Genomic DNA, 23816 nt, shown 5'->3' with positions numbered 1-23816 from the left:
TTGTAAATGAGCATTTTGAGCGTGGTTTCAACGCAGCATGGCCGACGCGCAGCAGATCGTGAACAGGTTCTCAGCCGTTGTGGCGCTGCACGAAGGAGCAGAAATCTGCCAACGGCATCGGCCGGCCAAGCAGGTAGCCCTGAAACTGGCTGCAGCCGTTGTCAGCCAGAAACCGCCGCTGCGCCTCGGTTTCCACGCCCTCGGCGATCACCGTCATGCCCATGCTCTGCCCCAGGGCGATCACCGTACGCACGATGGTTTCGCTGTTGGCATCGGTGAGCACGTCGCAGATGAACGACCGGTCTATTTTCAGTTTGCTCAGCGGCAGACGCTTGAGGTGGCTGAGGGAAGAAAAACCGGTACCAAAGTCATCCAGCGAGAAGCGCACGCCCTGCTCGACCAGCGCCGCCATCTTGCGCGTAAGGTCCTCCATGTCGCGGACGATCAGCGTCTCGGTCAACTCCAGTTCCAGGCGCTGGGCATCGATACCGTGACGCTCGATCAGGCCGAGGATTTCGGCGACGAAACTGCTCTGCGAGAATTGCTTCTGACTGATATTCACCGCCAGCCCCACATCGCCAAAGAGCGGGTCATCCTTCCATTGCCGCAAGCGCGCGGCCGTTTGCTCCAGCACCCACTGGCCAATGGGGATGATCAACCCGGTGTTCTCGGCGTGGTCGATGAACTCACCGGGCGCCAGCAAGCCACGCTGTGGGTGCTGCCAGCGAATCAGCAATTCGGCACCGATCACCCGGTTCGCGTCATTGAGCTGCGGTTGGTAATACAGCACGAACTGCCGCTCACGCACGGCCGCGCGCAAGTCACGATCCAGCTCCGAGCGCTCGGCGGTATCGCTTTGCAGGATATGCAGGAGCAGGAAAAACAGCGCCATGGCGGCAACGCCCTGCACCCAGGAGCCGACGATGCGCACATCGTCCGGCAGCGCATAAAGATCGGTGGGCCGCCAGTTGGACGCGGCCAGTGTAACGAACAGCAGCAGACAGAACAAGCACATGCCGTAACGCAGCCACAAGGGCTCATCGCGGAAGGCCATCAACGCACCGACGGCCACCGGCAGCAGATAGAGATGAGTCGCACGCGGCGCCGTGAGCGTCGGCGGGTCGAGCAGCAGGGTCGAGGCGACGACGATAAGGATCAGCGCACCGAACAGGATCAGGTTGGCGCTGCGCGCCTGGTTGCGCAGGGTCAGCGCGAAAACCGCCACACCGCTGCAGACGATAGCCACATCCATGATGACGATGGCCCAGTAGCCGCGAGAGGAAAAGAACAGCCCCCAGAGCAGGCCCATCACGATCATCACCAGGCTCGACAGCATGCGCATCCGGCGTTCACGGCGCTGGCCAACCAGAGCCAGGTCTGCCCCATGCCAGAGTTTGCGAACGCGTCTGCCGAAGCTTGAGAGTGATGGCATGATGAAATCCTTATCCGATCACTTCATTCTTGAAGCTGCCTGGCCGAATGCAAGTTTCCCAGATGCTTTTAATGCTGCTTGCACGCGGTGCCTGCAAATAGCCCGACAATAAATCAATCGCCGCCTCCCTGGCTTGTCCGCCTGAACCTTCAGAACCATGGCTTGGCCCATGACACCGACACCCACTGCTAGCACAAGGGGCGCAATCGGGCGCTTTTGCTTGTGAACCAGCAAAACCTGTACAGCCTGCACAACTTCAGGCGTGACGCAGCAGTCATTGCACGAACTAACTCGAAAGGGCTTGCAAAGGAAGAAAAACAGCTATACAAAAGCTGTACACAGCAAAATATTGTACAGCTTTAGGTAAATCGATATGCCGTCCTACCGTGCTCCGCTGCGTGACATGCGCTTCGTGTTCGAAGAACTGCTCGACGCCTACACCCAGCTGCAAAATCTGCCCGAACACCATGAACTCAGCGCTGATCTCGGTGGTGCGATTCTCGAAGAAGCTGCCAAGCTGGCCGAAAACGTGCTGGCACCACTGAACGGCCCTGGCGATAAGCAAGGCTGCCAGTACGACCCGCAGAGCCGCAGCGTGCGCACACCGGATGGATTCAAGGCCGCCTACAAGCAGTTTGCAGAAGGGGGCTGGACAGCCCTGGCCTGTACACCCGAGTTTGGTGGCCAGGGTCTGCCACATGTACTGAACATGCTGGTCGAGGAAATGACCTGTTCAGCCAACCTGTCGCTGGGCATGTACCCGGGCCTGACCCATGGCGCCATCAATGCCCTGACCAGCCATGGCACCCCCGAACAACAGGCGCAATACCTGCCGCGTCTGATCAGTGGTGAGTGGACCGGCACCATGTGCCTGACCGAACCGCAATGCGGCACCGATCTCGGCCTGATCCGTACCCGCGCCTTACCGCAGGCTGATGGCAGCTACGCCATCACTGGCACCAAGATCTGGATTACCGGCGGCGAGCACGATCTGGTCGACAACATCGTCCATCTGGTGCTGGCCAAGTTGCCGGACGCACCGGATAGCGTCAAAGGCATCTCCCTGTTCCTGGTGCCCAAGGTGCTTGAAGATGGCAGCCGCAACCCGGCCTTCTGCGGTGGTCTCGAGCACAAGATGGGCATCAAGGGTTCGGCCACCTGCGTGATGAATTTCGAAGGCGCCAAAGGCTGGCTGATCGGCGAACCGAACAAGGGTTTGAGCTGCATGTTCACCATGATGAACTCGGCACGCCTGATGGTCGGCATGCAAGGGCTGGGCGTGGCTGAAAGCGCCTACCAGATCGCCCTGGGTTTCGCGCGTGAGCGCCTGCAGAGCCGTTCAATCTCAGGGCCGAAAGCGGCCGACAAGCCCGCTGACCCGATCATGGTGCACCCGGATGTGCGGCGCATGTTGCTGCGGCAGAAGGTGATGATCGAAGGCTGCCGCGCCCTCGCCTATTTCGCCGGCCTGCAGCAGGACATCGCCCACGGCGCCGAGGACGCCGAAGCCCGCACGCGCGCCGACGACCTGGTGCAGTTGCTCACGCCTGTGGTCAAGGCCTTCCTAACAGATGAAGGTTTCACCTGCGCCAACGAAGGTCTACAGGTGTTGGGCGGCTCGGGCTTCACCGAAGACTGGGGCATCGAACAACTGGTGCGCGACAGTCGCATCACCCGTATTTACGAAGGCACCAACGGCATCCAGGCGCTGGACCTGGTGGGCCGCAAGCTCGCACTCGGCGGTGGTCGCGCCGTGCGTGCCTATTTCGCCTTGGTCGAAGGCTGGCTCAAGAGCAATGCCGATGCCCCGCACGCAGCGGCCGTCACCCAGGCACTTAAGCAACTGCAGCAAGCCACCCTATGGCTGGCCAGCGAAGGCAGCAAGGATCCGGAGCAGGCCGCCGCTGCGGCAACCCCTTACCTGCGCCTGTTCGGCCTGGCTAGCCTGGCGTGGTTGTGGTCGCAACAAGCCCAACTGGCCCAGCGTCACCTCGATGCCGGCACCTCGGAAACCCATTTCTATGCAGCCAAGGTCAAGTCTGCCGACTTCTTCATGGCGCGCATCCTGCCGGAAACCGATGCCCTGCTCAGCGAAATCAAGGCTGGCAAGGCGACGCTGATGGCCTTCACTGACGAGGAGTTCGCTGCCTGATTGCAGGCAGCGCCAACAAGCTGCGCAATCCGGCAACCCACTTCTCCCCTTTTGGTTGTCGGATTTTTTTATTCTTCACCTGCGGCCAGTTACTGGCCGCAGTCAGATTCAACTGCGGAGCGATGAGCCATGGCAACCCCGAGATCACGCCTCTGTTCAGTCCTGCTGCTGGCGCTTGCACTCGCTGCTGGAACGGCACAGGCCAATAGCCCGAGCGGTTGGCGCGAACAACTGCCACAAGCCACGCTGGTCGGCAGTGGCGACTTCAGCTGGTTCGGTTTCTCCGTCTACAACGCCAAATTGTGGAGCCCGAGCAGTCGAGTTGACTTCACCGAGCCCTTTGCTCTCGAACTGACATACCGACGCACCATCAGCCGGGAAACCCTGGTCGACACCAGTCTCGACGAAATCCGCAGGATCAACGGTCAACCGCTGGACCCTGAACAGCAGTCCGCCTGGACGCAGCAGATGAGCCAGGCCTTTGTCGACGTCAAGGACGGTACGCGTATTACCGGTGTTTTTCTGCCTGAGCAGGGCTGCCGCTTCTATGTCGACGGCCAATTGCAACACGTCATAGATGATCCGGAGTTCGCCCGCGCGTTCTTCTCCATCTGGCTCGACCCGCAGACCCGCAGCCCGAAACTGCGTGCCGCCCTGCTCGGCCTTAACCCGTGAGGTACTACATGAAAGCCCTATTGATCGTGCTGAGCACTCTGCTGCTGATCAGCTGCGGCCAGGTCCCGGTCGAGCGTTACGCCAACGAGAAACCTGTGCTGGATCTGCCCACTTACTTCTCCGGGCCGGTGCAGGCCTGGGGCATGTTCCAGGATCGCTCCGGTGAGGTGATCAAGCGCTTCCACGTCGATATCCAGAGCCGCCGCGAGGGCGACAAGCTGATCCTCGACGAGCGTTTTCTTTACAGCGACGGCACCCGCCAGCGCCGGGTCTGGACCCTGACCCCGGACGGCGAAGGACGCTGGATCGGCACCGCTGACGATGTGGTCGGCGAAGCCATCGGCGAAGTGGCCGGCAACGCCCTGCGCTGGCGTTACCACCTCAATCTGCCGGTGGACGATACAACCTATGTCGTCTACTTCGACGACTGGATGTACCTGATGGATGACGACACCCTGATCAACCGCTCGGCCATGAGCAAGTTCGGCATCGAGCTGGGCCAGGTCACGCTGTTCTTCCGCCGGGGCGCTGCCACACCATGACCCTGCACAGCCTGGGCAACAGCTACAAGGCGCTGGTGATTGGCGCCAGCGGCAGCATCGGCCAGGCCTTCTGCCAGGCGCTGCGTGCCGACCCCAACTGCGCCAGTGTGCGCGAGCTGAGCCGCAGCAGCGCGCCGTCACTCGATCTGGAGCTTCCAACCAGCATCGCCGAGGCCGCAGCGGCACTGACCGACGAAGGGCCGTATCAGTTGATCCTGCATACGGCCGGGCTATTGCACCGCGACGGGATCGCACCGGAGAAGAGCCTGGCTGCCATCGAAGCCGATGCACTGCAGGCGGTATTCCAGGTCAACGCACTGGGACCGGCGTTGGTGCTGCGCCACTTCCTGCCGCTGCTCGACAAACAAGGCGCCATGGCCATGCTCTCGGCCAAGGTCGGCAGCATCGGCGACAACCGTCTCGGTGGTTGGTACGCCTACCGTGCGTCCAAGGCGGCGCTGAACATGTTGATCAAGACCGCCGCCATCGAGCTGGCACGCAGCAAGCCCAAGGCTCGGCTGCTCAGCCTGCATCCCGGCACAGTGATTTCGCCCCTGTCACAGCCCTTTCGCGGCGCCACAGCCGCACGACCGGCCGAACAGGCAGCAGCGGAAATGCTACGGGTGATCGATTCATTAGGGCCCGAGCACAGCGGCAGCTTTCACGCCTACGACGGCCAGCCCCTGCCGTGGTGACAGGCTTGAGCATCAGGGCCGTTGCTGCCCGGCACCCTTGAGAAAGAACTGCTCCAGCACCGCCAGCGAACGCGCACTGGCGGCGCGGCCACGGCGCTCGGCATCGACCATGCCATAGACAAGCGATACGAACAGTTCGGTCAGCAGCTCGGCGGTGATGTCGATGCGGAAGTACCCCTCCTGCTGGCCACGCAGGAAGAAGCTGTCCAACGCATCGGTGTAGGCGATCCAGCGTGCCCCGTCCTGGTCCGGGTCGAGGCTGTCCGGGCGGTACTGGAAGATCATGAACACCAGCAATTCGCGGTGTCTGAGGTGATTCTCGATCAGGTCACGCAATGCCTGCGCCACATCGGCAACCTGCAGGTTGGCGTCTTCGATCACCTGGTTGAGCGCTGCCTGACTGTGATTCATCAGGCGCTCGACCAGGCTGTCACGCGTGCCACAGAAACGATGCAAGGTGGCCTTGCTGACGCCTGCAGCTTCGGCCAGGTCTTTCAGCGTCGCCCGCGGGCGATCGACGATGGCAACAGCCAGGGCCTTGAGCAGCTTTTCATCATTGGACATCGAAGGCCTCCAGCTTGAGCAGCGCGCATTGTGCAGAAAGAGTCCCCAGACTCAACGGGGACTTACAATTTTGCTCACAGAAGACCCAAATGAGTCAATATTGACTCATTTAAGCCAAAGTACGATCATTCGCGCCTTTCAGGGAAAATGAATCTCAATCCAGGTGACAGGCATGAGCAGAATTCGCGGACGTTACGTTTTTTCAGTGGTCACTCTGTTGGCAGCAATCGGCCTGGCCGGCTGCGACAAAGGCGAGCAAGGCTGGGGCGAGGCACCGCCACGCGAAGTCGACGTACTGACCGTCAAGCCCGAGCCGTTCACCGTGATCGCCGAACTGCCAGGCCGTATCGAACCGGTGCGCACCGCTGAAGTACGCGCCCGGGTCGCCGGCATCGTGCTCAAGCGCACCTTCGAGGAAGGGAGCGACGTCAAGGCCGGCGACCTGCTGTTCCAGATCGACCCGGCGCCGTTCAAGGCCGCCCTATCTCGTGCCCAGGGCGAACTGGCGCGCGCCGAGGCGCAGCTGTTCCAGGCTCAGGCCACGGTCAAGCGCTACGAGCCGCTGGTGAAGATCGATGCCGTCAGCAAGCAGGACTTCGATGTAGCCAAGGCCGCCCTGCAAAGCGCGCAGGCCGACAAGCGCTCGGCACAAGCCAGCGTGGAAACGGCACGCCTTGATCTGGGTTACGCCGAAGTGCGCGCGCCGATTGCCGGGCGCATTGGCCGTGCCCAGGTGACCGAAGGCGCACTGGTCGGCCAGGGTGAAGCCACCCTGCTCGCGCGCATCCAGCAGCTCGACCCGGTGTATGCCGACTTCACCCAGCCAGCCGCCGATGCCCTGCGTCTGCGTGCCGCCATCGCCGATGGCAAAGTCTCCGGTGCGGACGATCAGCAGTTGTCGCTACGCGTCGACGGCACCGACATCGAGAGCAAAGGCACCCTGCTGTTCACCGATATCTCGGTGGATCGCAGCACCGGCCAGATCGCTCTGCGCGGGCGCTTCGACAACCCGCAAGGCGTGCTGCTGCCCGGCATGTACGTACGTGTGCGCACCCCGCAAGGCCTCGATCAGAACGCCATTCTGGTGCCACAGCGAGCCGTTCAGCGCTCCTCCGATGGCCAGGCCAGCGTGATGCTGCTGGGCGAAGGCGACACCGTCGAGTCACGCCCGGTCACCACTGGCGCCATGCAGGGTTCGCGCTGGCAGATCAGTGAAGGCCTCAAGCCGGGTGACAAAGTCATCGTCAGTTCGCTGTCGGCGATCCGCCCCGGCGCCAAGGTGGTGCCCCGCGAAGAAGGTGCGCCAGCGTCCGACGCCGCCAGCCAACCCAAGGCGCAATAAGCCGGAGTTCATGACATGACGCCCCAGTTTTTCATCAAACGCCCGCGCTTTGCCTGGGTGGTCGCGCTGTTCATCTCGATGGCAGGCTTGCTGGCCATCCCGTTTCTGCCGGTGGCTCAGTACCCCAACGTGGCACCACCGCAGATCACCGTCACCGCCACCTACCCCGGCGCGTCGGCCCAGGTACTGACCGACTCGGTGACCAGCGTCATCGAGGATGAGCTCAACGGCGCGAAGAACATGCTGTACTTCGAGTCGACCAGCAACGCCAACGGCATCGCCGAGATCACCGTGACCTTCCAGCCCGGCACCGACCCGGATCTGGCCCAGGTCGACGTGCAGAACCGCCTGAAGAAGGCCGAGTCGCGCATGCCGCAGGCGGTACTCACGCTGGGCATTCAGACCGAGCAGGCCACCGCCGGCTTCCTGCTGGTCTACTCGCTGCGCTACAAGGACGGCGACAAGAACGCCAACACCACGGCGTTGGCGGACTACGCCGTGCGTAACGTCAACAACGAGATTCGCCGCCTGCCCGGTGTCGGCAAGCTGCAGTTCTTCGACTCCGAAGCCGCCATGCGCGTGTGGATCGACCCGCAGAAACTGGTCGGTTATGGCCTGTCCATCGACGACGTCAATCAAGCGATTCGTACCCAGAACGTCCAGGTGCCTGCCGGCGCCTTCGGCAGCACACCAGGCTCAAGCGAGCAGGAGCTGACCGCAACGCTGACCGTCAAGGGCACGCTGGACAACCCGGAGGAGTTCGCCGCCATCGTGCTGCGCGCCAACCAGGACGGTTCGCAACTGACCCTGGGCGACGTCGCACGCATCGAAGTCGGCCGCCAGGATTACAACTTCGGCTCGCGCCAGGATGGCAAGCCTTCCGTCGCCGCAGCCGTGCAGCTGGCGCCTGGCGCCAACGCCATCCAGACCGCCAAGCTTGTCAAAGAGCGTCTGACCGAGCTGTCGGCGAACTTCCCGGACAACGTCGAATTCTCGGTGCCTTACGACACCTCACGTTTCGTCGACGTGGCCATCCAAAAAGTCATCACCACCCTGGCCGAAGCCATGGTGCTGGTGTTCCTGGTGATGTTCCTGTTCCTGCAGAACCTGCGCTACACGCTGATTCCCACCATCGTGGTGCCGGTGTGCCTGCTCGGCACACTGACCTTCATGTACCTGCTGGGCTTCTCGGTGAACATGATGACCATGTTCGGCATGGTGCTGGCCATCGGCATTCTGGTCGACGATGCCATCGTGGTGGTGGAGAACGTCGAGCGGATCATGGCCGAAGAAGGTCTGGCACCTCTGCCGGCGACCATCAAGGCGATGGGCCAGGTATCCGGGGCGATCATCGGTATTACCCTGGTGCTGTCTGCGGTGTTTCTGCCACTGGCGTTCATGGCCGGCTCGGTCGGGGTGATCTACCAGCAGTTCTCGCTGTCGCTGGCGGTATCGATCCTGTTCTCCGGCTTCCTGGCACTGACCTTCACCCCGGCTCTGTGCGCCACCCTGCTCAAGCCGATCCCGCAGGGTCACCATGAAAAAACCGGCTTTTTTGGCTGGTTCAATCGCCAGTTCACCCGACTGACTGGCCGCTATACCGCTGTGAACAAGACCCTGGTGCCGCGCGCCGGGCGCTTCATGTTCATCTATATCGGCATCGTCGTGCTGATGGGCTTCTTCTACCTGCGTCTGCCGGAATCCTTCGTACCGGTGGAAGACCAGGGCTACATGATCGTCGATATCCAACTGCCACCGGGCGCCACCCGCGAGCGTACGTCGGCAGCAGGCGAAGAACTGGAAGCCTTCCTCGCGTCTCGCGAAGCGGTAGCCACCTCCTTCCTGGTGATGGGCTTCAGCTTCTCGGGCATGGGCGAAAACGCCGCGATTGCCTTCCCCCTGCTCAAGGACTGGTCCGAGCGCGATAGCTCGCAATCCGTGCAGGCGGAAACCGAGGCAGTCAACGCTCACTTCGCCAACCTCGACGACGGCGCAATGATGGCCGTGCCGCCTCCGCCTATCGAAGGCCTGGGTAACTCCGGCGGCTTCTCGCTGCGCCTGCAGGACCGTGGCAGCCTGGGCCGCGAAGCGCTGCTCGCCGCCCGTGACCAACTGCTCGGCGAGGTCAACGGCAACCCGCTGTTCCTCTACGGCATGATGGAGGGCCTGGCCGAAGCGCCACAATTGCGCCTGGTCATCGACCGCGAGAAAGCGCGTAGCCAGGGCGTCGCCTTCGACTCGATCAGCACTGCACTGTCCACCGCCTTCGGCTCTGCGGTGATCAACGACTTCGCCAACGCAGGTCGCCAGCAGCGGGTCGTCGTGCAGGCCGAACAGGCCGCGCGGATGACCCCGGAAAGCGTGCTCAAGCTGCATGTACCCAACGATAGCGGCAGCCTGGTGCCACTGAGCGCCTTCGTCACCACCCAGTGGGAACAAGGCCCGGTACAGATCGCTCGCTACAACGGCTACCCGTCAATTCGCATCTCCGGCGACGCCGCCCCCGGTGTCAGCACCGGTGACGCAATGGCCGAACTGGAGCGCATCGCTGCCGAGTTGCCGGAAGGTATCGGCTACGAATGGACGGGGCTGTCTTACCAAGAGCGGGTTGCCAGCGGCCAGGCGGTGATGCTGTTCGCGCTGGCCATCGTGGTGGTGTTCCTGTTGCTGGTCGCGCTGTACGAGAGCTGGGCGATTCCGCTGGCGGTGATGCTGATCGTACCGGTCGGCGCACTCGGCGCGGTGCTGGCAGTGACCGCCGTCGGCCTGCCCAACGACGTGTACTTCAAGGTCGGCCTGATCACCGTGATCGGTCTGGCAGCGAAGAACGCCATCCTGATCGTCGAGTTCGCCAAGGACTTGTGGGAAGACGGCTACTCGCTGCGTGACGCCGCCATCGAAGCAGCGCGTATGCGTTTCCGCCCGATCCTGATGACCTCCATGGCGTTCATGCTCGGCGTGGTGCCACTGGTGATCGCATCCGGTGCCGGCGCCGCCAGCCAGCGCGCCATCGGTACCGGTGTGCTGGGCGGCATGTTCAGCGCGACGCTTCTCGGGGTGATTTTCGTGCCGATCTTCTTCGTCTGGGTGCTGTCGCTGATGCGTGCCAAACCTCAGCAAACCGACAACCATCCCCTGCACAAAGCGGAGTAATGCGATGACCTCTCACCTCATGCTCCGCCCTGCTCTGCTGACCCTGGCCATCGCCCTCGGCGGCTGCTCCCTGGCGCCGACCTACGAACGCCCGGCTGCGCCGGTGGCGGCAGACTGGCAGGTGGCCAACGCCAATGACACTAGTGCGCAAGCGCTGGACTGGCAGACATTCATCGTCGATGCCGACCTGCGCCGCGCGGTGGATACTGCGCTGAACAACAACCGCAGCCTGCGTCAGGCGTTGCTGGATATCGAGGCGGCGCGTGCGCAGTACCGCATCCAGCGTGCCGACCGTCTGCCGTCGATAAACGCCAACGCCACGGGCAACCGCCAGCGCCTGCCGGCCGATCAGTCGCAGACCGGCCGTTCGGAAGTCGCCAGCGTCTACCAGGTCGGCCTGGGTCTGGCCGAGTACGAGGTCGACCTGTTCGGCCGCGTGCGCAACCTGTCCGAAGCCGCCTTGGAAACCTACCTGGCCACCGAGGAAGCGACCCGCGCCACGCAGATCAGCCTGATCGCCGAAGTGATCCAGGCCTACCTGACCCGCGATGGCGCGCTGCGCCGCCAAGTGCTGGTGGAGCAGACCCTGGAAAGCCGCCTGGCCTCGCTGGAACTGGTCAGCAAACGTCGTGAAGTCGGCGCCGCCACCGCCCTGGATTACCAGGAAGCGGTCGGCCTCGCCGAGCAGGCCAAAGCCGAACGGGAAAGCACCGAACGCCAGCTGCGCCAGGCGGACAACGCCCTGGCGCTGCTGCTCGGCACGCCAGACGCCGGACAATTCTTGCCGTCGACCCCACGCGACGAGCTGATGGTGCTGCAAGACATCGCCCCCGGCACCAGCTCGGAACTGATTGAGCGCCGCCCCGACATTCTTGCCAGCGAGCACCGCCTCAAGGCACGCAATGCCGATATCGGCGCGGCCCGTGCGGCGTTCTTCCCGCGCATCACCCTGACCGGTTCGGTTGGCAGTTCCAGTACCGAGCTGTCCGGGCTGTTCGAGGGCGGCTCGCGGGCCTGGAGCTTCGCCCCGACGCTGTCGCTGCCGATCTTCGCCGGCGGTCGTAATCGCGCCAACCTGGATCTCGCCGAAGTCCGCCAGGACGCCGCCGTGGCCGACTACGAAGGCACCATCCAGACCGCCTTCCGCGAAGTCGCCGACGCCCTTGCCGCCACCGACACACTGCGCCGCGAAGAAACTGCGCGACGCGCCCTGGCCGAGTCCAGCCGAGCGGCCGAAGCCCTGGCTGAAGCCCGTTACAGAGGCGGTGTGGATGACCACCTGCGCTACCTGGATGCCCAACGCAGCAGCTTCAATGACCAGACCACGCTGATCCAGATCAGCACCGACCGCCAACTGGCGCTGGCCGATCTGTTCCGGGCGCTGGGCGGTGGCTGGCAGCGCTAGCCTGCTCATCCGCCACAAACGACAACGCCACGCTTATGCGTGGCGTTGTCGTTTTCGATCAATGCGTATTCGACCTAGCAGGCTCCCAGCAAATCGTTGGCATCGAGCAGACGCCAGGCGATTTCTGGCCTTTTCTCCATGGCCCGGCGGATCGCAGCCGGGATGCTTTGCCGCGTTTTACGACACAAACCAGGATGCGCGTCGAAGCGCATGTGAATGCCGCGCATGCTGCGTACCTCGCCATGTGCGGGTTCGATATGCAGGCGAATGCCCAGGTTTTCGAACATACGCTGCTGCATACGCTCGAGGTCTTCCAGGCTCTGCAGGCTTTCCAGACGCTCCAGAAGGCGCTGCTCCTCGTTACGCGTTAGTAACAGCACGCGCGTGTCGGCGCCCGGCACCCCCAGCAGCTCATCGCGCTGGCAGTCGCAGGCACCCGGAGGGCAAGAGTTTCGGAGGGGAAGCGGTGAATTCATGGCGCCGATCATAGCTATAGCTGAGCGTGCTGCCCATCCACGCTTATCGGTTGGCTTGCCTACGCTGCAGACTCCGTTAAGCTCACAGCATTTCCCCCCGATGCAAGGATCATCATCATGCTGCGCCTCACTACTCTCGCCGCTGGCTTGCTGCTATCGGCCAACGTCTTCGCACTGTCCCTCTCCGATCTGAGCCAGCAGGACGCCAGCGGCGGCCTCAAGGATGCGCTGATCCAGGGCGCCCAGGTGGCCGTCAAGCAATTGGGCACGCCCGGCGGTTTCAGCAACAACCCGGACGTACGCATCGAGCTGCCCGGCAAACTCGGCAAGGCGGCCAAGACCATGAAAATGATGGGCATGGGCGCCCAGGTCGATCAGCTCGAAGCGAGCATGAACAAGGCCGCCGAAGCCGCCGTGCCGCAGGCTCAGGCATTGTTGGTCGACGCGGTGAAGAAGATGACCGTGGCCGACGCCAAGTCGATTCTCAGCGGCCCGCAGGACTCGGCAACCCAGTACCTGAACAAGAGCAGCCGCGAGCAGATCCGCGCCAAGTTCCTGCCCATCGTCAAGCAGGCCACCGATCAGGTCGGCCTGGCCCAGCAATACAACGCCTTCGCCGGCCAGGCCGCCAGCTTTGGCGTGGGCGATGCCAAGACCAGCACGGTGGAAAGCTACGTCACCGAACAGGCGCTCGACGGCCTGTTCGAGATGATTGCCAAGCAGGAAGCCAGCATCCGTCAGAACCCGGCCGGCGCTGCTACCAGCCTGGCGAAGAAGGTATTTGGCGCACTCTGAGAAAAGCCCCTGATGCCGATCAGATAAGTTTTCAAAGCGGCCTTTCGTGGGAACCCCGCCCCGGGGCGAAGCTTTCCGATTGCGCCTCGCCCTTGTTCGCGGCGGGGCGCCGCTCATCGATTAACTGACTGGCATTACCTGACGCCCCGCATGCTGTTCGCTAGTTGGGCTGGCAGAGTCGATTCAGTGCCGGCCGCGCAAAGAAAAAACCCTGCATATAGCGGATACCAAGCTCGATCAACGCATCACGCTCACCAACACTTTCGATGCCCTCGGCGATGATACGAATGCCCAGGCGCTGCGCGACCAGCACGATACCGGCGACGATGGCCTGGCGCACCGGGTCCTGATCTATACCGCGGGTCAGGGCCATGTCCAGCTTGAGTAGGTGCGGCTGAAACTCGGCCAGCAGATTGAGCCCGGAATAGCCCGCGCCAAAATCGTCGATGGCGGTGGTGAAGCCCTGCTTGCCGTACTCGGCGAAGATTCGCTTGAGGTGCTCCGCATCGTGGATCTGCTCTCCCTCGGTCACCTCGAACATCAGCCGTTCGCGTGGAAAGTCGAAGCGCCTGGCTGCCTCCAAGGTGGCGCGAATACAGGTCTCGGCCCGGTAAACCGCATTAGGCAGAAAATTGATGCTGAGCAGACAGTCGGGAATCTTGTGCAGGCCGAGGCCAGCCGCCAACTCGATGGCCTTGACCCGGCACGCCTGATCGAAGCGATAGCGATTGCCGTCGTTGACCCGCCCGAGTATTTCCCCCGCGGACTCGCCATTGAGGCCACGCACTAGCGCCTCGTAGGCGAACGGCCGCTGTTCCTCGACATCCAGAATCAGCTGGAACGCCATGGTGAAATCGAACCCCAGCGCTTCGGGATTGCGGCACTCGTTACAGCCAACCGAACGAAAGGGTTCAGGGAAAGTACTAGGGCTGACAATGTCCATTGAACGGGTCCTGACCAGGAGACGACAGCGGCTGCTAACGAATCAGAGCTTGAAGTAATCCACCTGTCTTTCCAGAGACAGCGCGAGTTGCTGCAGATCTCTCGCAGTGCTTGCCGTATCGGCCACGGCCTCACTGTTCTGCATCGACATCTGCGCGATGCGTTCGACGTTGCGCGCCACGTCCTGGCTGGCCACCGTCTGCTCGCGCAGTGCCAGAGAAATCTGATCGACCACACCAACCACGCGTTCGGAGGCCTGACGGATGGTGACGATGGCGTCGCCGGCCTGGTTGGCCTGCTCCACCCCGCTGCTGACCTGCTGCACGCCGATCTCCATGTTGCCCACCGCATTGCGCGTACCGGTCTGGATCTTCTTGATCATCTCGGTGATTTCCTGGGTGGAATTGGCAGTACGCTGCGCCAGCAGACGCACCTCGTCGGCAACCACGGCAAAGCCACGCCCCTGCTCACCGGCACGCGCGGCCTCGATCGCCGCGTTTAGGGCCAGCAGGTTGGTCTGATCGGCAATCTCCTTGATCACGTTGACGATAGAGGAAATCTGGTCCGAATGCTGGCCCAGCTCGCTGATCTGCACAGCGGCGCCCTGCACGGTATCGGCAATGCGCTGCATGCTCGACAGCGTGCTCTGAATCACCGTACCGCCCTCGGCCGATTGCCGCCCCGACTCACTCGACAGGCCATGGGCCTCGTTGGCGTTGTCAGCGACATGATTGATGCTAACCGTCAGCTCCTCGACCGTCGCCGCCATGCTGGAGGCTGCCTGTGACTGCTCCTGAGTCGACACCGAAAGCTGCGTTGACGCGCTGGAGATGTTCTGCGCCGAGGCGACCAGTTGCTCGGCGCCAGAGCGAATCTGCCCGATCATCTCGCGCAGACGCTCCTGCATGGTCGCGAAGGCATCCAGCAGCACGCCGATCTCGTCACCACCGGCACGGCTGATGCTCGAATCCAGGCGCCCCTGGGCGATGCTGCGGGCGACGTCGACGACCTGTTGCAAGCGCCCGGCAATACTGCGAGATAGCACGAAGGCAACACTCAGGGCCAGTACTACAGCGACCAGCCCACCCAGCAGGAGAATCACCAGCGACGAAGACTTGGCCGATTGCATGGATGCCGAGCGTTGCTCCAACAATGCGCTCTCCTCGGCCTGCAGGTCTTTGAGCAACAGGCGCATGCCATCCATCTTGGCTTTGTCGCGGCCCGCACTGACCTGCTCGATTACTGCCTCGATGGGCTGCGAACCGGCGCTCACCTTGCGGCGCAATTCGACATTGCTGTCGATGTCTTCCCGCATCCACTGGTCATGCGCGCTCAGCAACTGATTGAGACGCTGCTGTTGAGCCGGGTTGTCGGCAGTCAGATTGCGCAACTTGGCGAAATGTTCCTGAAATGCGTGCTCACCTTCGGTTAGGGGGGCGAGGAACTGCTCGCGGCCGGTGATGACGAAACCACGCATACCGGTCTCGATATTGATCAGGCTCGCCAACAGATCGGCCGACTCGTTGATCACATCGTAGGTATGGATGTTGCGCTTGACCGTACTGTCGACCTCACTGAAACCACGCCAGGTCGATAACACAAGGATCAGGATGATCAGCAGAACAACGCCGAAACCCGCATACAGCTTTTGAGAAATGCTGAGATTGGCAAACATGAGGACGTCCTCGGAGCGCAAAGGTAGGCATTGACTATGGGATAGCGGCGACACGCACAAGGAAGTGATGCCCCGAGAGACATGGCGCAGCGCCATTATGCACACCTATACAAAACTTGTACAAATAAATAAAAACGTACAACAAGATCCACCCTGCTGCCTTTCACTCCTCCCAGAAATGAAAAAGCCCCGCCGGGCTTTTGGCCGGGCGGGGCTTTCGTTTGCCGTTACCGATCAGGCGCAGGCGGCTTGCATCTGGCGATGCGTGTCGATGAGGTGCTGCACCACGCCAGGATCGGCCAGCGTGGAGATGTCGCCGAGGGAATCGTATTCGGCGGTAGCGATCTTGCGCAGGATACGGCGCATGATCTTGCCCGAGCGGGTCTTCGGCAGGCCCGGAGCCCACTGAATCACGTCCGGCGTGGCAATCGGGCCGATCTCCTTGCGCACCCAGTTGCGCAGTTCCTGGCGCAGTTGCTCCGATGCTTCCTCGCCCGCATTCAGGGTGACGTAGACGTAGATGCCCTGCCCTTTGATGTCATGCGGTACACCGACCACTGCAGCCTCGGCGACTTTCGCGTGGGCGACCATGGCGCTCTCGATCTCGGCGGTGCCCATACGGTGGCCGGAGACGTTGAGCACGTCGTCGACACGGCCGGTGATCCACCAGTAGCCGTCTTCATCGCGGCGCGCACCGTCACCGGTGAAGTACATGCCACGGAAGGTCTTGAAGTAGGTGTCGACGAAACGGTCATGGTCGCCGTACAGGGTACGTGCCTGACCCGGCCAGGAATCGATGATCACCAGGTTGCCTTCGGCAGCGCCTTCGATGATGTTGCCCAGGTTGTCCACCAGCGCCGGCTGTACGCCGAAGAACGGACGTGCAGCGGAGCCCGGCTTGAGGCCATGGGCACCCGGCAGCGGGGTCATCAGGCAGGCACCGGTTTCGGTCTGCCACCAGGTGTCGACGATCGGGCAACGGCTCTGACCGACGTTCTCGTAGTACCACTGCCAGGCTTCCGGGTTGATCGGCTCGCCAACCGAACCGAGCAGGCGCAGGCTGGAACCATCGGCGCCTTCAACCGCGGCCTTGCCTTCGGCCATCATGGCGCGAATGGCGGTCGGGGCGGTGTAGAGGATGTTGACCTTGTGCTTGTCGACGATCTTGGCGACGCGCGAAACGTCCGGATAGTTCGGTACGCCTTCGAACATCACGGTGGTAGCACCGTTGGCCAGCGGCCCGTAGACCAGGTAGGTGTGGCCGGTAACCCAACCGATGTCGGCGGTGCACCAGAAGACCTCGCCCGGACGGTAGTCGAACACGCGCTCATGAGTCAGCGAGGCGTACACCAGATAGCCGCCAGTGGTGTGCAGCACGCCCTTGGGCTTGCCGGTAGAACCGGAGGTGTAGAGGATGAACAGGGCTTCTTCAGCGCCCATTTCCTTGGGTGCACAGACGCTGCCAGCCACCTTCATCAGGTCTTCGTACCAGATGTCGCGATGCTGGTTCCACTTGATCTCGGAGCCAGTGCGCTGCACCACGATGACCTTCTGGATGCTGCGGGTCTCGGGGTTGGTCAGGGCGTCGTCGACGTTGGCCTTGAGCGGTACTTTCTTACCGCCACGCAGCCCTTCGTCAGCCGTGATCACCACCTTGGACTGGCAATCGATGATGCGCCCGGCCAGCGCCTCGGGGGAGAAGCCGCCGAATACCACGGAGTGGATGGCGCCGATGCGCGCGCAGGCAAGCATGGCCACCACGGCTTCCGGGATCATCGGCATGTAGATGGTTACCACGTCGCCGCGGTGCACGTCCTGGCCACGCAGGGCGTTGGCGAACTTGCACACTTGCTCGTGCAGCTCGCGGTAGGTGATTTCCCGGTGCTCGGACGGATCATCGCCTTCCCAGATGATCGCGATCTGGTCACCGCGCTCTTCCAGGTGACGGTCGAGGCAGTTGTAGGAAACGTTCAGGGTGCCATCGGCGAACCACTTGATGTCGACATGGTGATCGTCGAAGGTGGTCTGCTTGACCTTGTTGTAGGGCTTGATCCAGTCGATCCGCTTGCCCTGCTCGCGCCAGAAACCCTCGGGGTTGACCACGGACTGTTGGTACATGGCCTTGTAGGTGGCCTCGTCAGTGAGGGTCCGCGCGGCCACTTCGGGACGCACAGGGTAAAGAGACGCAGCACTCATGAAATCACCTCGACGGGGAGTTGTTTTTGTATGGTGCCTTTTGTATCCCCCGACCCTTCGTGAGGCCATTCGACCATGGTCTTACCGCTCTAAGACCATGGTCTTGAAGCGCTGCCTGGCATATGGCGAGCCAATTCGACAGCGTCATGGATACGTCGAGGCGCGCAGATAAAAAAACCCGGCACAAGGCCGGGCACAGAGGTAGACACAATTGCTCAGCTCATCCCCAGCCAGTTCGGCAACGCCATGGACACGGCCGGGATGTAGGTGATGATCATCAGGAAGCTCAGCAGCAGCATCAGCCACGGCCAGGCTGCCTTGATCACCGAGGTAAGTGGCATGCCCGTCACTGCCGAGGTGACGAACAGGTTCAGCCCCACTGGCGGCGTGATCAGGCCGATCTCCATGTTCACCACCATGATGATGCCCAGGTGGATCGGGTCGATGCCCAGCTGCATGGCGATCGGGAACAGGATCGGCGCCAGGATCAGGATGATCGCCGACGGCTCCATGAAGGCACCGGCCACCAGCAGCACGATGTTCACCACCAGCAGGAACTGCCACGGCTGCAGACCCAGCTCCACCACCCAGGCGGTGATCTGCTGCGGAATCTGCTCGGTGGTCAGCACGTGGGCGAAGAGCATGGCGTTGGCGATGATGAACATCAGCATGATGGTCAGCTTGCCGGACTCCAGCAGCACCTTCGGGCACTCGCGGATGGTCAGGTCCTTGTACACGAACAGGGCAACGAAGCCGGCGTATACCGCCGCCACGGCCGCGGCCTCGGTCGGGGTGAACATGCCGGTGTAGATACCGCCGAGGATGATCACCATCAGCAGCAGGCCCCAGAACGCTTCACGGGCGGAACGCAGCCACTCGCGGAAGCTGGCACGCGGCAGGGCCGGTAGCTTCTTGATGCGCGCGACGATGTAGATCGCGATCATCAGCACCAGGCCGAGCATGATGCCGGGGATCACACCGGCCATGAACAGCTTGCCCACCGACTGCTCGGTGGCGGCGGCGTACACCACCATCACGATCGACGGCGGAATCAGGATCCCCAGGGTACCGGCGTTACACACGATGCCGGCACCGAACGCCTGCGGGTAACCGGAACGGACCATGCCGGCGATGGCGATGGAGCCGACCGCGGCGACGGTGGCCGGCGAGGAGCCGGACAGCGCAGCGAACAGCATGCACGCCAGTACCGCACCGATGGCCAGGCCGCCACGGATGTGGCCGACGCAGGCGTTGGCGAAGTCGATCAGGCGACGTGCCACGCCACCGGTGGTCATGAACGCACCAGACAGCAGGAAGAACGGAATCGCCAGCAGGGTGTAGTGCTCGGAGGTCTCGAACAGCTTGATCGCCAGCGAGCGCACCGAGTCCGGGCTGAACAGCATGATGGTGATCGAGCCGGCCAGGCCGAGCGACGCAGCGATCGGCACGCCGATGAACATCAGCAGGAACAGCAGCAGGAAGAGGAACAGAACGGTCATTGCTTGGGCTCCTCGTGCTCATTGATTTTCAACGCATCGGCGGCTTCGTCAGCCAGGCCGAGGCCGGTCTGCTCGTTGCGCAGGATACGGACGAGGATTTCCAGGAAGCGGATGAACACCATGGCGTAGCCGAACGGCACGATCATGCCGATGTGCCATTGCTGGATGCCGTAGTGGCCGAGGTCCTCGGCGCCGATGCCAGCCCTGAACAGGGTGCTGACCCAGTCGAAGCTGCCGACGGCGATCAGGCCGGCGTAGCCCAGGCAGGCCGAGCAGGCGATCACACCGATCACGCGCTGAATGCCGCGCGGGGCGAGTTTGACCAGGGCGTCGACGCCGATGTGGCCGGCGGTACGCACGCCGTACGCCAGGCCGAAGAAGATCAGCCAGCCGAACAGGGCCTTGGTCAGGGCATTGCTCCAGGTCATCGCCTGGGCCATGTCGAGAATGGAGTCGCCGATAGCGAGCAGAGTCTCGTTACCGCCGAAGGTGTCACCCAGCCAATAGAACAGGGTGTAGAAGTTGTTGAGGATCACGTAGACGAAAGTGATCAGCGTCATGGTCGCCAGGAGGAAAGCGATAAAGCCTTCCTCGAAGTGCTCCCAGCCGCGCCGCAAGGCGTTCATGGCATCTCCGCGAGGTTCTTGTGATTGTCAGGAGTCGGGCGAATCTAACCGAGCCTGGGACGGCGCGATATTCGTCATTGGCAAACGCCGTCTTAGGCGACGGCGAATGAAAGGCCGCTCCGGGTGCGTGGGCCCGGAGCGGCCGTGGGGCTCACGGCTGATTGGCGGCTTGTGCGGCTTCGATCACGTCGGTGCCGATCTCGGCTTCGAACTTCTTCCAGGCCGGGCGTACGGCGTCACGCCAGGCGGCACGTTGCTCGGGCGTCAGGGTGATGATCTCGCTCTTGCCGGTAGCGACGATGGCCTGACGGGCTTCGGTATTCAGCGCCTCGGCCTGCTTGTTCACCTCTACGGTCACCTCGTCGACGATCTGCTCCAGCTCGCTGCGGATGTCCGCCGGCAGACCGTTCCAGAACTGGGTGTTGGTGATCAGCAGGTAGTTGCCGATGGCATGGTTGGACTCGGTCATGTACTTCTGCACCTCGAAGTACTTCTGCGAGTAGATGTTCGACCAGGGGTTGTCCTGGGCGTTGACCACGCCGGTCTGCAGGCCCTGGTAGATCTCGGCGAAGGCCATCTTGCGCGGCACCGCACGCAGGGCGCTGTATTGCGCGGCCTGCAGATCGGACGGCTGCACGCGGAATTTCTGCCCACGGGCATCGGCAGGCTCGACCAGCGGTTTGTTGGCGGTGAGCTGGCGCATGCCGTTGAGCCAGTAGGCCAGGCCGGTGATGCCTTTGCTCTCCATCGACTTGAGCAGCGCCTTGCCCTTGCTTGAGGACTGGAAGCGCTGCGCGGCAGCCACGTCATCGAACAGGAACATCATGTCGAACAGCTGCAGCTGCTTGGTGTACTGCTCCAGCTTGGACGGTGCCGGCGCGAGCATCTGCACTTCGTTCAACAGCAGCGCTTCCATTTCCTTGCCATCGCCATACAGCGAAGAGTTGGCATAGACGTCGACCTTGACCTTGCCGGCCAGACGCTCCTCCACCAGCTTCTTGAACAGCAGCGCGCCCTGGCCCTTCGGCGTGCTGTCGGCGGTGATATGGGAAAACTTGATCAAGATCGGGGCGGTCGGCTGCGACTCGGCTGCGTGTGCCGAGAGTGCGCCAAGCAGTGCGCAACCGGCGAGTACACCGGCCAGGCCACGACGGACGAAAGAAAACTTCATGGAAGGCTCCTGTTGTTTTTGTCTGAGCGTCGAGGGAGAAACCCCTTCGATTGGCCCGGACTCTACTCCGCCGTCCCCCCAGGCTGAAATTCACATTTGAACAACCGAGCCTTCGGCATTCACGAAGGCAGCGCAGAACTCTCCCCCGCCAAACCGCTGTTTCTCAGGTGATCGAGCATCTGCTTCGCGGTCAGCGAAAGGTTGTCCTGGTTACGTACCGCCACCTTGAGTTCGCGCCGCGCCCAGGGGTCATGCAGCGGGATCACCCGCACATCGAGCGCCGGCAGGTAGGTACGCACCGCCAGGTCCGGCAACACGCCGACGCCCATGCCGGTGTGGATCATCCGGCAGATGGCTTCGAAGCTGCGTACCTGAATACGCAAGCGCAGGGCCACGCCCTGGCTCTGCGCCGAATGCTGCAACAGGCCATGTAATGAGGCGTCCTGCTGCAGGCCGATGAAATCGAAGCCTACCGCCTCGCGCAGGAACAGGCCGTCGCGTTCGGCCAGTGGATGCTCATGCGGGGTGACCAGCACCAGCTGGTCGTGACGGTAGGTGAACACCTGCAGATCCTCGGCCGGCACATGCCCGGCGAAGATGCCGATATCGGTCAGGCCCTCGCGCACGGCGCGGATGGTTTCGCTGCTGACTCGCTCCTCCAGATCGATCTTCACCTGCGGGTGCAGGCGGCTGAAGCTGGCCAGGTCCTCGGGCAGGAATTCGATCACTGCCGAGGTGTTGGCGTGGATGCGCACATGGCCTTTCACCCCTTCGCTGAACTCGCTGAGGTCGGCATTGAGCTGCTCGAGGTTGTCCATCATGTTGCGCGCGTGATGCAGCAGCGCGTGACCGGCTGGGGTCAGTTCTACGCCCTTGGGCTGGCGATAGAGCAGCGCGATGCCGAGCTGATTTTCCAGATCGCTGACGCGCTTGCTAACTGCCGCCAGGGCCAGGTGCTCGCGCTCGGCGGCGCGGGTCAGGCTGCGCTCGTCGGCGATGGCGACGAACAGCTTGAGGGTGACGAAATCGATGCGGCGCATGAAGGTCTCCATTTCGTGTCTGGCGAAGCAAGGCTGCCAGAAAGCTGATTTACAGCATGCCACTTCGCGATACGCGAAGCCTAGCTTGGCCATTGGGCAATTGTCGGCACCGCGCCGCTGCGCCATTCTGCGCACCACGAGAAACGCACAGGCAAATCAGGTGCAGCCATGACTCAAAACAACACCAGCAACATGGCCCTGCAGGGGCTCAAGGTGATCGAGATGGGCCAGCTCATCGCCGGTCCCTTCGCCAGCAAACTGCTCGGCGAATTCGGCGCCGACGTGATCAAGATCGAGCCGCCGAGCGTCGGCGACCCACTGCGCAAATGGCGCAAGATCAAGGACGGCACCTCGCTCTGGTGGCACGTGCAGTCGCGCAACAAGCGCTCGCTGACCCTCGACCTGAAGCAGACCGAAGCGCAGGACATCGTGCGCAAGCTGGTGGCCGAGGCCGATGTGCTGGTGGAGAACTTCCGCCCCGGCACGCTGGAGGGCTGGGGCCTGGGCTATGACGCGCTGAAGGCGATCAACCCACGGCTGATCATGCTGCGCATCTCCGGTTACGGGCAGACCGGCCCCTACCGCGACCTGCCAGGTTTCGGCGTGATCGGCGAAGCCATGGGCGGCCTGCGCCACCTCTCCGGCTACCCCGGCCAGGCGCCGGTGCGCGTGGGCATCAGCATCGGCGACTCGCTGTCTTCGCTGTACGGCGTGATCGGCGTGCTGCTGGCCCTACAGGAGCGTGCGCGCAGCGGCGAAGGCCAGGAGATCGACGTGGCGCTGTACGAGTCGGTATTCGCCATGATGGAAAGCCTGATTCCCGAATACGACGCCTTCGGCTACGTCCGCGAGCCAGCCGGCAGCGCCCTGCCCGGCATCACCCCGTCCAACTCCTACCCGTGCAACGATGGCAGCTACGTGCTGATCGCCGGCAATGGCGACAGCATCTACAAGCGCCTGATGAGCCTGATCGGCCGCGATGACCTGGGCAACGACCCGCGCCTGGCACAGAACGACGGGCGCAGCCAGCACGCCGAACTGATCGACGGCGCCATCGCCGAATGGACCGCCCAGCGTGGCCGCGACGAGGTGATCGAAGCGCTCAAGGGCGCGCGGGTGCCGGCCGGCTACCCCTACACCGCCGCCGACATCGTGCAGGACCCACACTACCTGGCGCGGCAGATGATCGAGCAGGTGCAGACCAGCGTCGGCCTACTCAAGGTGCCGGGCGTGCTGCCCAAGCTCAGCCGCACACCTGGCCGTATCGGCACCGGCGGCCCGCAGCTCGGTGAGCACAATGACGACATCCTTGCCGGCCTTGGCCTGAGCGACGAGCAGGTCGCGGGGCTGCGCGAACGCGGGGTCATCTAACAGCAGTACCACTTAGCCCGTAGGGTGTCGCGGGGCCGCCTAGGCCGTGCGCACTACAACAGTTC

Annotated in this window: 19 protein-coding genes and 1 pseudogene; 9 read left to right on the top strand and 11 right to left on the bottom strand. The window is 62.8% G+C overall.

The window, feature by feature from the left end; translation table 11 throughout:
* Positions 1 to 70: 70 nt before the first annotated feature.
* Positions 71 to 1432 (bottom strand): EAL domain-containing protein, encoded by a 1362-nt coding sequence (locus RTH74_RS19695; RefSeq protein ID WP_316915774.1) that lies wholly within the window; start codon positions 1430 to 1432, stop codon positions 71 to 73.
* A 373-nt stretch (positions 1433 to 1805) separates the two neighbouring features.
* Between RTH74_RS19695 and RTH74_RS19690 the strand changes: the two genes are divergently transcribed.
* The 4 genes from RTH74_RS19690 (at position 1806) to RTH74_RS19675 (ending at position 5496) form a co-directional block, all read left to right on the top strand.
* A complete protein-coding gene (locus RTH74_RS19690; protein ID WP_316915773.1) occupies positions 1806 to 3584 on the top strand; it encodes an acyl-CoA dehydrogenase C-terminal domain-containing protein in 1779 nt (592 codons plus the stop codon).
* A 129-nt stretch (positions 3585 to 3713) separates the two neighbouring features.
* Positions 3714 to 4259, top strand: a complete 546-nt coding sequence (locus tag RTH74_RS19685; protein ID WP_316915772.1) for a chalcone isomerase family protein — start codon at positions 3714 to 3716, stop codon at positions 4257 to 4259.
* Positions 4260 to 4267: 8 nt separating this feature from the next.
* Entirely contained in the window at positions 4268 to 4801 is a 534-nt protein-coding gene (locus RTH74_RS19680) for a DUF3833 domain-containing protein (protein WP_316915771.1), read from the top strand.
* Positions 4798 to 5496, top strand: a complete 699-nt coding sequence (locus tag RTH74_RS19675; RefSeq protein WP_316915770.1) for an SDR family NAD(P)-dependent oxidoreductase — start codon at positions 4798 to 4800, stop codon at positions 5494 to 5496. Before RTH74_RS19680 ends, RTH74_RS19675 begins: the two co-directional genes overlap by 4 nt.
* Positions 5497 to 5508: 12 nt before the next feature.
* On the opposite strand, the gene RTH74_RS19670 is transcribed toward RTH74_RS19675, so the two are convergent.
* A complete protein-coding gene (locus RTH74_RS19670) occupies positions 5509 to 6060 on the bottom strand; it encodes a TetR/AcrR family transcriptional regulator (RefSeq protein ID WP_099523589.1) in 552 nt (183 codons plus the stop codon).
* Positions 6061 to 6232: 172 nt separating this feature from the next.
* On the opposite strand from RTH74_RS19670, the gene RTH74_RS19665 reads away from it, so the two are divergent.
* Genes RTH74_RS19665 through RTH74_RS19655 form a run of 3 tightly spaced genes read left to right on the top strand, consistent with a single transcriptional unit; the run spans position 6233 to position 11960 of the window.
* Complete coding sequence (locus RTH74_RS19665) at positions 6233 to 7402, top strand: MexC family multidrug efflux RND transporter periplasmic adaptor subunit (RefSeq protein ID WP_316915769.1); 1170 nt, start codon at positions 6233 to 6235, stop codon at positions 7400 to 7402.
* A gap of 15 nt (positions 7403 to 7417) precedes the next feature.
* A complete protein-coding gene (locus tag RTH74_RS19660) occupies positions 7418 to 10555 on the top strand; it encodes an efflux RND transporter permease subunit (protein WP_280079134.1) in 3138 nt (1045 codons plus the stop codon).
* Between the two features lie 4 nt (positions 10556 to 10559).
* Positions 10560 to 11960, top strand: coding sequence for an efflux transporter outer membrane subunit (locus RTH74_RS19655; protein WP_316915768.1), 1401 nt, complete (start codon positions 10560 to 10562; stop codon positions 11958 to 11960).
* A gap of 74 nt (positions 11961 to 12034) precedes the next feature.
* On the opposite strand, the gene RTH74_RS19650 is transcribed toward RTH74_RS19655, so the two are convergent.
* The gene (locus RTH74_RS19650; protein WP_316915767.1) at positions 12035 to 12436 is read right to left on the bottom strand and encodes a hypothetical protein; all 402 of its coding nucleotides are present in this window, start codon (positions 12434 to 12436) and stop codon (positions 12035 to 12037) included.
* Positions 12437 to 12553: 117 nt separating this feature from the next.
* Here RTH74_RS19650 and RTH74_RS19645 point away from each other — a divergent pair, with 117 nt between their 5' ends.
* The gene (locus tag RTH74_RS19645; protein WP_316915766.1) at positions 12554 to 13231 is read left to right on the top strand and encodes a DUF4197 domain-containing protein; all 678 of its coding nucleotides are present in this window, start codon (positions 12554 to 12556) and stop codon (positions 13229 to 13231) included.
* Positions 13232 to 13391: 160 nt separating this feature from the next.
* Here the strand turns inward: RTH74_RS19645 and RTH74_RS19640 are convergent, their stop codons facing one another.
* From RTH74_RS19640 to RTH74_RS19610, 8 genes and pseudogenes are all read right to left on the bottom strand, one after another.
* A complete protein-coding gene (locus tag RTH74_RS19640) occupies positions 13392 to 14174 on the bottom strand; it encodes an EAL domain-containing protein (protein ID WP_316915764.1) in 783 nt (260 codons plus the stop codon).
* Between the two features lie 42 nt (positions 14175 to 14216).
* On the bottom strand, positions 14217 to 14942 hold the full coding sequence (locus RTH74_RS24275) for a methyl-accepting chemotaxis protein (protein WP_420713172.1): 726 nt from the start codon (positions 14940 to 14942) through the stop codon (positions 14217 to 14219).
* Positions 14943 to 15071: 129 nt separating this feature from the next.
* A pseudogene (locus RTH74_RS24270) lies at positions 15072 to 15848 on the bottom strand (CHASE3 domain-containing protein); the annotation flags it as partial.
* 234 nt (positions 15849 to 16082) lie between these two features.
* The gene (gene acs, locus RTH74_RS19630) at positions 16083 to 18044 is read right to left on the bottom strand and encodes an acetate--CoA ligase (RefSeq protein WP_316915761.1); all 1962 of its coding nucleotides are present in this window, start codon (positions 18042 to 18044) and stop codon (positions 16083 to 16085) included.
* Between the two features lie 215 nt (positions 18045 to 18259).
* A complete protein-coding gene (gene dctM / locus RTH74_RS19625) occupies positions 18260 to 19543 on the bottom strand; it encodes a C4-dicarboxylate TRAP transporter large permease protein DctM (RefSeq protein WP_316915760.1) in 1284 nt (427 codons plus the stop codon).
* Positions 19540 to 20169, bottom strand: coding sequence for a TRAP transporter small permease (locus tag RTH74_RS19620; RefSeq protein ID WP_316915759.1), 630 nt, complete (start codon positions 20167 to 20169; stop codon positions 19540 to 19542). The genes dctM and RTH74_RS19620 overlap by 4 nt, the downstream gene beginning before the upstream one ends.
* Before the next feature lie 151 nt (positions 20170 to 20320).
* A complete protein-coding gene (locus RTH74_RS19615; protein ID WP_316915758.1) occupies positions 20321 to 21340 on the bottom strand; it encodes a TRAP transporter substrate-binding protein in 1020 nt (339 codons plus the stop codon).
* Between the two features lie 119 nt (positions 21341 to 21459).
* Positions 21460 to 22380 carry a LysR family transcriptional regulator gene (locus tag RTH74_RS19610; RefSeq protein WP_143507714.1) on the bottom strand — a complete coding sequence of 307 codons (921 nt, stop codon included), beginning with the start codon at positions 22378 to 22380 and terminating at the stop codon, positions 21460 to 21462.
* Between the two features lie 168 nt (positions 22381 to 22548).
* Between RTH74_RS19610 and RTH74_RS19605 the strand changes: the two genes are divergently transcribed.
* Entirely contained in the window at positions 22549 to 23751 is a 1203-nt protein-coding gene (locus tag RTH74_RS19605) for a CaiB/BaiF CoA-transferase family protein (protein WP_316915757.1), read from the top strand.
* The last annotated feature ends 65 nt before the right edge of the window (positions 23752 to 23816 follow it).

The sequence above is a fragment of the Pseudomonas sp. zfem001 genome (genome assembly GCF_032621725.1).
GTDB lineage: Bacteria > Pseudomonadota > Gammaproteobacteria > Pseudomonadales > Pseudomonadaceae > Aquipseudomonas > Aquipseudomonas sediminis.
This window is presented reverse-complemented; position numbering and strand designations above follow the sequence as displayed.